This is a genomic window from Clostridium sp. NSJ-49 (genome assembly GCF_014287725.1).
GTDB lineage: Bacteria > Bacillota > Clostridia > Clostridiales > Clostridiaceae > Clostridium > Clostridium disporicum_B.
Map to the genome: position 1 here is coordinate 1 of NZ_JACOOP010000072.1, position 11,425 is coordinate 11,425.

14 protein-coding genes are annotated in these 11,425 nt (G+C 29.4%); 4 read left to right on the forward strand and 10 right to left on the reverse strand.

Going from position 1 to position 11,425, the window contains the following annotated elements; translation table 11 throughout:
- Positions 1–101: 101 nt before the first annotated feature.
- From H8S10_RS16680 to H8S10_RS16690, 3 genes are all read right to left on the reverse strand, one after another.
- Entirely contained in the window at positions 102–704 is a 603-nt protein-coding gene (locus H8S10_RS16680; protein WP_186839623.1) for a hypothetical protein, read from the reverse strand.
- Between the two features lie 330 nt (positions 705–1,034).
- A complete protein-coding gene (locus tag H8S10_RS16685; RefSeq protein ID WP_186839624.1) occupies positions 1,035–2,324 on the reverse strand; it encodes an ABC transporter permease in 1,290 nt (429 codons plus the stop codon).
- Positions 2,324–3,238: an ATP-binding cassette domain-containing protein gene (locus H8S10_RS16690; protein WP_186839625.1), complete on the reverse strand. Its 915-nt coding sequence runs from the start codon at positions 3,236–3,238 to the stop codon at positions 2,324–2,326. The genes H8S10_RS16685 and H8S10_RS16690 overlap by 1 nt, the downstream gene beginning before the upstream one ends.
- Before the next feature lie 299 nt (positions 3,239–3,537).
- On the opposite strand from H8S10_RS16690, the gene H8S10_RS16695 reads away from it, so the two are divergent.
- Positions 3,538–4,755, forward strand: coding sequence for an NAD(P)/FAD-dependent oxidoreductase (locus tag H8S10_RS16695; RefSeq protein WP_186839626.1), 1,218 nt, complete (start codon positions 3,538–3,540; stop codon positions 4,753–4,755).
- A gap of 162 nt (positions 4,756–4,917) precedes the next feature.
- On the opposite strand, the gene H8S10_RS16700 is transcribed toward H8S10_RS16695, so the two are convergent.
- The 6 genes from H8S10_RS16700 to H8S10_RS16725 form a co-directional block, all read right to left on the reverse strand.
- Positions 4,918–5,517 carry a manganese catalase family protein gene (locus H8S10_RS16700; protein WP_055264609.1) on the reverse strand — a complete coding sequence of 200 codons (600 nt, stop codon included), beginning with the start codon at positions 5,515–5,517 and terminating at the stop codon, positions 4,918–4,920.
- A gap of 18 nt (positions 5,518–5,535) precedes the next feature.
- Entirely contained in the window at positions 5,536–5,781 is a 246-nt protein-coding gene (locus tag H8S10_RS16705) for a spore coat protein CotJB (protein WP_055264610.1), read from the reverse strand.
- Positions 5,782–5,799: 18 nt separating this feature from the next.
- Entirely contained in the window at positions 5,800–5,961 is a 162-nt protein-coding gene (locus tag H8S10_RS16710; RefSeq protein WP_084758968.1) for a spore coat associated protein CotJA, read from the reverse strand.
- Positions 5,962–6,078: 117 nt separating this feature from the next.
- Positions 6,079–6,696 (reverse strand): manganese catalase family protein, encoded by a 618-nt coding sequence (locus H8S10_RS16715; RefSeq protein WP_055264611.1) that lies wholly within the window; start codon positions 6,694–6,696, stop codon positions 6,079–6,081.
- Positions 6,697–6,711: 15 nt separating this feature from the next.
- On the reverse strand, positions 6,712–6,960 hold the full coding sequence (locus H8S10_RS16720; RefSeq protein ID WP_055264612.1) for a spore coat protein CotJB: 249 nt from the start codon (positions 6,958–6,960) through the stop codon (positions 6,712–6,714).
- 13 nt (positions 6,961–6,973) lie between these two features.
- Positions 6,974–7,138, reverse strand: coding sequence for a spore coat associated protein CotJA (locus H8S10_RS16725; protein ID WP_148315745.1), 165 nt, complete (start codon positions 7,136–7,138; stop codon positions 6,974–6,976).
- Between the two features lie 233 nt (positions 7,139–7,371).
- Between H8S10_RS16725 and H8S10_RS16730 the strand changes: the two genes are divergently transcribed.
- Positions 7,372–9,138 (forward strand): FUSC family protein, encoded by a 1,767-nt coding sequence (locus H8S10_RS16730; RefSeq protein ID WP_070205658.1) that lies wholly within the window; start codon positions 7,372–7,374, stop codon positions 9,136–9,138.
- 62 nt (positions 9,139–9,200) lie between these two features.
- The gene (locus tag H8S10_RS16735; protein ID WP_055264613.1) at positions 9,201–9,635 is read left to right on the forward strand and encodes a helix-turn-helix domain-containing protein; all 435 of its coding nucleotides are present in this window, start codon (positions 9,201–9,203) and stop codon (positions 9,633–9,635) included.
- A 215-nt stretch (positions 9,636–9,850) separates the two neighbouring features.
- Here the strand turns inward: H8S10_RS16735 and H8S10_RS16740 are convergent, their stop codons facing one another.
- Positions 9,851–11,200, reverse strand: coding sequence for a [Fe-Fe] hydrogenase large subunit C-terminal domain-containing protein (locus tag H8S10_RS16740; protein WP_186839627.1), 1,350 nt, complete (start codon positions 11,198–11,200; stop codon positions 9,851–9,853).
- A gap of 123 nt (positions 11,201–11,323) precedes the next feature.
- Between H8S10_RS16740 and H8S10_RS16745 the strand changes: the two genes are divergently transcribed.
- A partial coding sequence (locus H8S10_RS16745) for an IS1 family transposase (protein WP_347707662.1) occupies positions 11,324–11,425 on the forward strand: 102 nt, incomplete at its 3' end.

Here is an 11,425-nt window from a genome sequence, read left to right on the forward strand (position 1 = left end):
TATCTGACTTTATATTTGAAAGAGTTGCCATAAATCTTACCTCCGATAGTGTTATTATCTATATTATAACACTATTTAAGACTTATATGCACATATCAACATTATTGTCTAACAGAGCCTAAATTATATAGGTATGGTAAAATTGCTAATAAAAAATATAAACTAGCTATTACTATGATGTCTTTAAATTTACTCTTCATTTTAGAATAATATTTTGAAATAAAAAATGTAGATATTACGGCTATAAACATAACTCCGAAAGCACCTATATCACCTATTGAAGACTCAATACTTATCCCTCTAATTAATGCTAATACTATCCCAGATAATGAGAATAACACCATACAAACTATTGTAGAAACAAATTCATGTTTGTTCTCTTCTATTAATTTTATCTTTTTCTTTTTAGATGGTTTTGCTAATAGATATGAAAATAATAATGTTTGAATAAGGATTTCTGGTGCTCCTTTTAAATGAAACTCTAATGGCAACTTAGTATACACTATACCTTCTATTGAAAATGGCGCAGGCCCCGGTGTGTTTATTATTCCTATTATACTTAATATAGCCCATAATTTTAACCAACCATATTTTTTACCAATAAAGGTATCTTTAAATAATAGTAATACTGCTCCAAATAATATTCCTCGAATAACTTGCACTAAAGGTCCTAATAAGGTACTTAAACCTCCAACCTCTCTCATAAATCCATTTACTCCATCCATAGTAAATAAACTATTATAATTAAATACTACAGAAAATATTATTCCTCATAAAATATAAGTTAGAATATGTATACCTGTTGTTTTTAGGATAAACTTTAGATTGTTGTTCATACATTCTCCCCCTTTTTTGATGTTATATTTTAATACATAAAATAATACAAATATGAACTTAGTAGTTAATATTATATTAACATAATTATCCAATATGTTGTACTGTAAATTCTATATTTTGGGTATTGGATATAAAAATAGCGCTATAATGAGTAAAAATCATTATAACGCTATAATTAAGCTAGTCTTTAGATAATATTATTTCTTCTTTAGCCACTTTAAGGCATTCTTTAATTTGATTGGGTTTCCGTATCTTAAAGTTGCAAGTCTGTAGATTTTAATTGCTCCCCATGCAACTGTTATAGTAGATAATACTAATATAACAAATGAAATTATTATTTCTATAGTAGATACAGTACCCATAGCTATACGTATAAGCATAGTCATAGATGAACTAAATGGAACGAAGGAAGCTATTTTTACGATTAAGCTGTCAGCATTACCCATCATTCCGAACATACTTATAAAGAATACTATAACAAATATCATAGTAATAGAGCCGATACTTGAGCTTATATCTTCTGTTTTAGAAACTAAAGCACCTAAAGCACCAAAGATAAAGCAGTAGAATAGGTAACCAACTCCTCCGAAGAATGCAAAGGCAAGCAAGATATCGCTAGGCATTTTAAGCACGCCATCTAGCATACCGTTCCAAGCATCTCTATTTATAGCATAAGTTACAACTCCTGCTGATAACATTACTCCAACTTGTATAACACTAGCAAGTGTTGCTGCAATTACTTTACCTAATATAAGGCTAGTACTACTTGTGCTTGTAACTAATACTTCAATAGCTCTAGAGCTTTTTTCTGATGTAACAGAAACTGCTACAAGCTGACCATAAAGAATTGTCATCATATAAATTACAAAGACAAGTATATAAACATATCCAAAGTTACCTGCACCATCTTTACCTAAAACAGTAGTTTCCGATGTTATTGGCAGATTAACTATTGTTTCAAGCTCAAGGTAATCTATACCTTCCTTTTCTGCATACTCTTTACGATTTATAGCAGCAAGAGCAGAGTGGAAAGTCATTTGGCTCATGTCAGCAAAGTTTGAGTTTTCAACTAAGTAATAATATTTAACTGCGCTTTCTACAACGAAACCAGCTTTTGCAGAACCATCTTTAACAAGTTTTTCAGCATCCTCTTCACTAGTTACTTTTTCAAAATTTGCATTAGGGAAGTAGCTTTTAATAAGCTCAAAGTTATCATCAGCTATAAGTCCGCTTTTATCAAATATTACGTAATTAACATTTTCCTCATCACTATCTGAGTCAATAACACCTGAATCTCCACCTTGGTTTTCTTCTACAGTAGCATTATTTTTAGAAAGTCCAGGTATAAGGCCTGATAAATCAAATAAAGAAGGCAGTGATAATCCAATAATTAATATTGCAGAAATAAGTATAGTTGTTATCATATAACCTTTATTTTTAAAGTAGTTAGTTAATTCAAAGCTTAAAACATTAAGAAATTTTTTCATTATTCATCACCTGCCTTTAATACGAATATGTCTGTTAATGTAGGCTCATATTCTGCAAATTTTTCAATATCTATATCAGTAGTTAGTATTTTTTCAAGTAGGTCATTTTTACTCTTGCCATCACATAATTCAAGTACTATAAAGCTTTTCTTAGTTTCATATACTTTAACTATGTCAGCAAAGTTTTCAGCAGCAAAATTGCTAAGCTCTTCTAAAGACATATTATTAGCACTTAATATAAGTCTGTTTTTACCAAAATCCTTTTTAATATTTTTTAGATTACCACTTAAAACAATTTCCCCTTTATTGATAATAGCAATCTCATCACAGAATTCTTCAACATAGCTCATTTGATGGCTTGAGAATATTACAAGTTTATTTTCTGCAATAAGCTCATTTACAACATCCTTAAGAATTTGAGAATTAACAGGGTCAAGACCGCTAAATGGCTCGTCTAATATTACTATGTCTGGATTACATACAAGAGTCTGAGCAAGTTGAACCTTTTGCTGATTACCTTTAGATAAGGTTTCAAGCTTTCTATTTTCATATTCAGAAACCCCAAGTCTATTAAGCCATTTTAGAGCACTTTCCTTTGCTTCCTTCTTAGTCATGCCACGTAAAGTAGCAAGGTACACTATTTGTTCCATAACTTTTTTCTTTGGATATAGGCCTCTTTCTTCTGGCAGATAACCAATTTGAAAATCTTTTGGGTTGAAGTTTCTACCATCCATAAGTATTTCACCAGAGTTTGCTTTAAATACATCCATTAAAATACGTATAGTGGTAGTTTTACCTGCTCCATTTCTTCCTAAGAGTCCTAGTGCTTTTCCACTTTCTACTGAAAATGAAATTCCATGAAGAACTTCATTATCTTCAAAAGTTTTTCGTAGTTCTTTTACTTCTAGTTTCATTATTAACCCCCTGAAACATTTTATAATGCTTTAATTTAAAATATAATATAGTAAATTGCAACCTATTATAATGGTATTAAATACTATTTGCAATATGTTTTAGAAAATTTTGTTATAATTATTTTACCAAATAAATACAAAAAATTAAATTAAGAAAAGATTAAGTTTGATAAATGAACAAAAAAATCAAATAAATGCATATAAAAATTCTTTATAATACGAAATTTATCAACATAATGTTATAATTAATAAAAGTATAAGCAATAATTATAAGTAGTCGGATATTGGAGGAACTAATGATGGATAAGAAAAAAGTTATTATAGTGGGAGCAGGGCCTGCAGGAATAATGGCAGCGTTAAATGCAGCTAAGAATAATGATGTTATATTAATAGAAAGAAACAATGAAATAGGTAAAAAGCTTAAGTTAACTGGTGGAGGAAGATGCAATATTACAAATAAAAGAGATATTGAAGAGTTCTTTAATAGAGTAGTAAATAATAGTAAGTTTTTATATAGTTCATTTTATAACTTTACTAATGAAGATCTTTTAGCTTATCTTGATGAATGTAACTTTGAATATAAGGTAGAGTACGATAATCATAATAAAGTATATACAGGTAGTGACAAGGCAGAAGATTTTATAGAATTATTAAAAAATAACTTAGCTAAAGCTAAAGTTAAGATTTTATACAATAAACAGGTTACCGATTTAATAGTAGAGGACAGCATTATTAAAGGTGTAGTAACTGATGATAATAATAAAATATATGGAGATAAAGTAATAATAACTACAGGTGGAAAGAGCTTTCCAGTGACAGGGTCAGATGGAAGCATGTTTGAGGTTTTAGAAAGACATGGACATAAGATTAATCAATTATATCCAGCTTTAGTTCCTCTTGTAATAAAAGAGGAATTTGTAAAAAGACTTCAAGGTATTTCAATGAAAGATGTAGTATTTAGAGCTAAGGTTAAGAAGAAAAAGATTGAAGTAACAGGGGATATGATATTTACTCATTTTGGTATATCAGGACCAGGAGTATTAATACTTTCATCATATATAAATAAAGCTTTAGAAAATGGAGAAATAGAAGTTACATTAGATTTCTTAAAAGATAAGAGTAAGGAAGAGATATCAGCCTTAATAAGAAGTAACCCTAATAAGACAGTATTAAATAATATGAAAGGTTTATTAACTCAAAGCTTCTTAAAGGAGATTATAGAAAACTTAGGCTTAACTACTACTAAAGCAGCAGAGCTTAAAAAAGCAGATGAAATGAAACTTATAGAATTTATAAAAGAAATGAAGCTTACAGTGAGAGAAACTTTATCAATAAAGGCTGCACAAGTAACTTCAGGAGGGGTAGCAGTTAAGGAAATAGATGCTTCAACTATGGAATCTAAGCTTATTCAAGGCTTATACTTTGCAGGAGAAGTAATAGACGTTGATGCAGAAACAGGTGGATTTAATCTTCAGATTGCATTTTCAACTGGAACTTTAGCAGGAAGTGATTATTAAGAGTTAATCGGTAGAGGAGGGAGCTGAAATAAACAGCCCCCTTATTTTTTTGAGTTATCTGTCTTTATATAATTTAATTTATAATTTTATAGATATAAAATACGGATATTTATTAGAGAAAATTATAACCTATTAAAACTAACAAATTATAGGTTATTTATATTAACATATATCATTTTTAGGGTAATATACTTTAGAACCGTTTTGTGTTATATGGTCTTGAACATTCATTAAAGCCTCCCCAAATCTTTGGAAGTGAACAATTTCCCTTTGTCTTAGAAATCTTAAAATTTCTTTAATTTCTTCTTCATCAGTTAAATTAATTAACCATTCATAAGTTGCTCTTGCTTTTTGCTCAGCAGCCATATCTTCATGAAGGTCTGCTACTACATCATCCTTGGCTTGAATATAAGTTGCAGTCCAAGGGTTACCTTGAGCATCAGCATAATATAAAGCTCTTCCATGGTCTACATAGTGTCCACCAAGTCCAGCATCTTCTAGTTCAGCTAGTGTAGCATTAGACATTAATTGATAAATCATAGTAGCAATCATTTCAACGTGAGCCATTTCTTCAGTACCTATATCAGTTAGTAGTGCTTTAGATTTATTAGTAGGCATTGTATAACGTTGATTTAAATATCTAAGGGCTGCACTTAACTCTCCATCAGGACCACCGTATTGAGACATAAGATATTTAGCCATTTTTAAGTCTTTAGACTGTAGGTTTATTGGATATTCTAAAGTTTTTACATAATACCACATTCAATTATTCCTCCTTTGTTAATTTTCCCATGGCCATTGGCAGTTTACCCAAGCTTTAGGATTTTCATATGAAGCTGAGCCAAAGTTGGTTAATGGACCGTATTGTTTCTCATATTTGCGAACTAGTTCATCTAATTTTGCAGATATATTTCTATAGTCTTCTGTAGCTTCTGTGTTATTTGGAAAATTATCTAAATATAAATTTAGTTCAACAGCATAAAAGATATATTTCATAATTTCAACTAATAATGGATTTTCACTCATAATTAATCACCTCACTTTTTATTCAGTTTCAGTATATGGACGGATAAGGTCCCTGAAAATTGTTCCTGATTTTATAGCAGCAGTAAGTGAAAGTAGATTTTCATATTTTTGAGGCACGATATAAGCTCTTCCATATTCAAGTCTCTTTAGTGGATTGGCTTTTTTTTCTTCAGTATTCATAAAAATCAATCTCCTTTTGTAAAATTTATAATATATAATATGAAAAAAGAAAAAATGTGTTACATAAAGATATAAAAAGGAGCTGACTTAGCAGCTCCTTTTTGCATATATTAACAATTATCTTATATAGTCGTCTGCAGTTACTATAGTTCTTTTTTCGCAGCAGTAATTTGGATTTGATGAGAAGTGATCTTGTACATTCATTAAGGCTTCACCAAATCTTTGGAAGTGCACAACTTCCCTTTCTCTTAAAAATCTTAATATCTCTTTAATCTCTTGGTCATCAGTTAAGTTAATCAGCCACTCATATGTTGCTCTTGCCTTTTGTTCAGCAGCCATATCCTCGTATAAATCAGCAACTACATCATCTTTAGCTTGAATATAAGTTGCAGTCCAAGGGTTACCAGTTGCATCAGTATAGAATAAAGCTCTTCCATGGTCTGTATAATGACCACCAAGACCAGCCTCTACTAATTCATCTAGTGTAGCATTTGACATTAATTGATATACCATAGTTCCTATCATTTCAACGTGAGCCATTTCTTCTGTACCAATGTCAGTTAATAAGGCTTTTGCTTTACAAGTTGGCATTGTAAAACGTTGATTTAAATATCTAAGGGCAGCGCTTAATTCACCATCAGGTCCACCATATTGAGAAACAAGAAATTTAGCCATTTTAAGATCTTTTGATTTTAAATTTATTGGATATTCCAATGTTTTAACGTAATACCACATTAATATATTCTCCTCCTATTTATTTTCCCAAGGCCAAGGACATGATGTCCATTTTTCAGGGTCTTCTATAGAAGAAGAACCAAAGTTAGTCAATGGCCCATAAGTTTCTTCGTATTGACGAATTAAACAATCAAGTTTTTCAGAAATCATTTTATAATCTTTTGTGGCTTTTGAGTTTTCAGGGAAGTTATCTAAATATAAATTAAGATCTACAGCATAAAACATGTATTTCATAATATCTATTACTAATGGATTGTCGTACATAATATTCACCTCTCTATTTCTTTACTGTTTCAGTTTCTTCATATGAGCTACGAAGATCTCTAAATATTGTACCTAGCTTAAAAGCTTCAGTAGTTGAGAGTAAATTTTCATATTTTTGAAGTGCTATACATGCTTTTGCATATTCATTATTAGTTAAATTTGGGTCTTTAATTTTCATTTTTTTACTAAACCTTCCTTAATGAATTTATATATACTATATCTTATACAAAATATGAGAAAGTGTGGCATAAATGGAGGAAAAATATCGAAAATATATAATTTTTTAGAGTTTTTTAGTAAAAGCAATATATATTCTTGTAACTGAATGAAAATAAATAGAGATACTTGCTAATAATAGTTAATATAAAATGTTTTAAATTATATCAAGTTAACTTATGAGGAGAAAAAGATATGTTTAAAGGGATTAATACGTATAGTATGTTGAAAAATGGAACAATAGCAGTACTTACTATGTTTGGAGTTGGAATTCTTTTTGGTGAAAAGAATATAATGCTTGCTTTTCCTATAGCTTTAACATCAGCGGTACTTGGGAGACAAAATTTTAAGGTAAAGACTTTTAATAAAACAATTAGGATAATATTAATGGATTTAATTATTGTAACATTAGCTTATATTTCAAGATTAAATATATTTATAGGAATTTTTATAAATTTTATAAGTATATTTTTAATTATGTACACTATAACAAGTCCATATGACCCAACATTTTATAAGCCTTTTATTATGTTGTATGCATTTACACAATATGCATGGGTACCTCTAAATAAAATGCCAGCAAGATATTTATCAGTAATATTTGGAGTTTTGGTTATAGTAATATGTAATAAAATAGTTAATGAAATAAATGAAAAAAGCCTTTTAGGAAAGAGCATATATAAGGCGCTAAGCTTAATATCAGAAGGCTTAAAAGATATATTAGAAGGTAACTATACTAAAAAGAAAGAGCTAGAGTGTACAAATATTATGAGAGCTTTAGCGTATAAAGTTTATGTATCTAGATATAAAGATTATCTTACAACTAATTTAGGGCAAATTCAGTTTAAGATATTTATGGATATAGAACATCTTAATCTTTTTCTAAGAAAGATTGAAGAAGGTTATTCACATAAGGATATAACTAAGAGAGAGATTGAAGAGTTAATTAGCTTGTTAGAACAAATCAAGAAATTTTCTAATGGAAATATAAACGTAGAACAAGTAGTTAACGAAACAAATAGATATGTAAATAAATATATTAAAGAAGCAAAGTATGGATATGAAATATCAGTTATTTTAATTAATTTAAGCAAAAATATTAATTCATTAAATGCAGTAGATAGAAGAGAAATAAATAAGGTATATGAAAAATGGCAAAGAAGTTATCTAGATAAAACTAGATATACTTTTAAAGAATACTTTAGAAAGGATAGTATAAGATTTAAGTTTGCCATGAGAATGGCTATAACATTAACTTTATCACTTTTCATAGGAGAAATTTTAGGATTTTATAAAATAATATGGGCAATAATCACTATTATGTCAGTGATACAACCGTATTACGAGGATACATTAAAGAAGACAAAAGATAGAGTAGTAGGAAATACAATAGCTATAATATTTACAGGTGTAGCTATAAATCTGATAGATAATAAATTTGTAACAATAGCAATTTTAATAGCATCATTATATTTACTTTATGCCTTTAAGGAATATCATAAGATATCACTTTTTGCTGCCATTGCATCTATATCGGTTTCTTCATTAAGTAATAATATAAATGAACTTTTACTTTATAGAATTGCATATGTAATAGTTGGAGTTTTAATAGTAATAATAGCAAATAAATATATATTTCCTTATAAATTACAAGATGGTATCAGACAACTTGAAGAAAAGGTAAAAAGGTATAATGAGATGTTACTCAAAGAAGGAAAATTATATTTGCAAGATGAAGGAGATATACATATTGTAAGAGATATAATTATTCATTTAACACTTATGAATCAAAAGCTATATCTTAGAAATATACAATATGGAGATGAAAATGTAGATATATTTATTGATGATAATACATATTTTGCTATTGAAGTAGGATATTCCATTCTTATGTCTTATGGAAAAAGTAAAGAATTTAAGGAAAAAAAGCTTGAAGAGATAAGTAAATTGAAGTTAAACTAACAATGTACTTGTTCAATTTAGGAAAAGTAGCATTACTTTAAAGAGTGGGAGATACACATATTATGGAAAGAAAAAACAAAGCGTTTAGGGCTGCTATGATGATAAAGGAATTATACTCGAAAACTACTAATATAATTAGTGATAATCTTAGGGAGAGCGGCTTAACTCATCAACAATGTATGGTTATTCAATTAATTGCTCACAAAAAAGAAATGACTATTACAGAGCTTTGTAAAGAAATGTCTTTAGCGAAAGGTACTGTTTCGGGAATAGTACAAAGACTAGAAAAACTAGGTTACTTAGAAAAAGAAAAAAGAGAAGATGATAAGAGAAATACTTATATAAAATTCTCTAAAAATGGATTAGATTTTGCTAATACATTTAAGAGTAATATGAGTAGTAGCTTTGAAAATATATTTAGTAATTGTAGTGAAGAAGATATGGATGAAATGATAGTAGATTTAAGAAAGATATTAAACAAAATTGAAGGAAAATAGAAATAAATTGTTCGCGAAGCTCACAGGTGAAAGGTCGACTTCATCGAAGTGAAAAGGCTACTAACGTAGCGGGGAAAAGTTAACTTAAGTTAAAGTGAAAGGTACTAATGTAAACACTTTTCACTATTGCTATAGGCATTATTTTCACTGTCACGCCAGTGACATTTTCCCCTTTGACGAAGTCAAACTTTTCACCAAAGTGCTTTAAACTTTATTTAAAATGTTCTATGAAGTATTGATATTTTATCATCGTCTTCAAAGTCTTTTAGAGAGTTTATGCCTAATTCTCCTAATACATCATCTAGAGTTGAGCTATGAGCAGCAATCTTTATAGGGGAATAAAAAGCAAAGTTATTTGTTGCCATTGTACCTTCTTCTTTAGGAATAAGTACTTTAGGTCCACCAACACAACCGCCGATACAACCCATGCCTTCTATAAAGTTACCATCTATTTCACCCTTCATAGTTTTATCCAATAGCTCTTTGCAAGCTTTTACACCATCAGCTTTAACAGCTTTAAGGTGCTCACTTTTATTAGGATATAATTCTTCAACCATTTCGTTTATAGCAACTGAAACTCCTCCAGCTCTTCCGTATAATCGGCCTCCTTTAGATGCGTACTCAACACTTGGAATACCTTGGAGTTCTTCAGGATGTATATCTAAAATTTGAAATATTGAATCTAGTTCTTGATATGTTAATACAAAATCTATAGCACCGGCTATATCTTTTTCTTTAGCTTCAGCTTTTTTAGCTATGCAAGGGCCAATAAAGACTACTTTTGCATCTTTGTTTAGTTTTTTTATGACTCTTCCTGCAGCAACCATAGGTGATACTGAAGGAGAAAGGTCAGGAACTAATTCTTTATAAACTTTCTTTAGCATTCCAACCCACATTGGACAACAACATGAAGTAATCATTAAGTCATTAGGGCCATTAACATGCTTATTAAATTCAACAGCTTCTTTTATTGTAAGCATATCAGCTGCAAAAGCGACCTCAAGCATATCTGTAAAACCAACTTTCATTAAAGCTGCTCTTAATTGATCCATTGTTACGTTAGGACCAAATTGACCAATTATTGATGGTGCTACGGCAGCTACTACTGTTTTATTATGATTTATAAGATCTTTAATAGGTATAAATTCAACTCTATCTAATATTTTACCATCCTTACATGCATCTACACATAATCCACATTCAACGCAAGTATTTTGATCTATATAAGTGGTGTGTTTTTTATCATCATATTTAATAGCGTCAAAAGGGCAAGTAGCTTGACATCTAAATTTATGATTTTCATCTTGAGTACAGTTAGTAGTACATTCTTCAAGCTTAGATACGATATGTTTATTTACTGCATAGTTAGTTATAGCTTTTTTTAAGTTATATACAAAGTTATTATCAAAAGGAATATCTACACCACAAAGAGAAGTGATAATTTTAAATGTCTCTTGTGGAGATTTATCATGACAAGTCATTATCATATTAAGTGTCTCATCAAAATTTCCTGTATAATATGATTTAACTAAATCATCAAATAAATCACTATATTTACTATTCATATTTTCCTCCTATAAATAAAGATCGATCTGTTAAGTTATATGAACATTGCTCTTCTCAGCCCAAGGAAATACAATAGGTTTGCGATACTAAATAATACCCCCTTCAAAAAGGAGAGAAGAACAATGAGCAAAACTAATATAAAATGCCCACGCTGTAATTCTGATAAACTATACAAGTTTGGTATGAATAAGCAGGCTAAACAAAAGTATCAATGTAAGCAGTGT

Excerpts from the sequence above, each read along its gene's own strand:
- H8S10_RS16680 (WP_186839623.1), bottom strand. The coding sequence starts at position 704 with ATGAGAGAGGTTGGAGGTTTAAGTACCTTATTAGGACCTTTAGTGCAA.
- H8S10_RS16685 (WP_186839624.1), bottom strand. The coding sequence starts at position 2,324 with ATGAAAAAATTTCTTAATGTTTTAAGCTTTGAATTAACTAACTACTTT.
- H8S10_RS16690 (WP_186839625.1), bottom strand. The coding sequence starts at position 3,238 with ATGAAACTAGAAGTAAAAGAACTACGAAAAACTTTTGAAGATAATGAA.
- H8S10_RS16695 (WP_186839626.1), top strand. The coding sequence starts at position 3,538 with ATGGATAAGAAAAAAGTTATTATAGTGGGAGCAGGGCCTGCAGGAATA.
- H8S10_RS16700 (WP_055264609.1), bottom strand. The coding sequence starts at position 5,517 with ATGTGGTATTATGTAAAAACTTTAGAATATCCAATAAACCTACAGTCT.
- H8S10_RS16705 (WP_055264610.1), bottom strand. The coding sequence starts at position 5,781 with ATGAGTGAAAATCCATTATTAGTTGAAATTATGAAATATATCTTTTAT.
- H8S10_RS16710 (WP_084758968.1), bottom strand. The coding sequence starts at position 5,961 with ATGAATACTGAAGAAAAAAAAGCCAATCCACTAAAGAGACTTGAATAT.
- H8S10_RS16715 (WP_055264611.1), bottom strand. The coding sequence starts at position 6,696 with ATGTGGTATTACGTTAAAACATTGGAATATCCAATAAATTTAAAATCA.
- H8S10_RS16720 (WP_055264612.1), bottom strand. The coding sequence starts at position 6,960 with ATGTACGACAATCCATTAGTAATAGATATTATGAAATACATGTTTTAT.
- H8S10_RS16725 (WP_148315745.1), bottom strand. The coding sequence starts at position 7,138 with ATGAAAATTAAAGACCCAAATTTAACTAATAATGAATATGCAAAAGCA.
- H8S10_RS16730 (WP_070205658.1), top strand. The coding sequence starts at position 7,372 with ATGTTTAAAGGGATTAATACGTATAGTATGTTGAAAAATGGAACAATA.
- H8S10_RS16735 (WP_055264613.1), top strand. The coding sequence starts at position 9,201 with ATGGAAAGAAAAAACAAAGCGTTTAGGGCTGCTATGATGATAAAGGAA.
- H8S10_RS16740 (WP_186839627.1), bottom strand. The coding sequence starts at position 11,200 with ATGAATAGTAAATATAGTGATTTATTTGATGATTTAGTTAAATCATAT.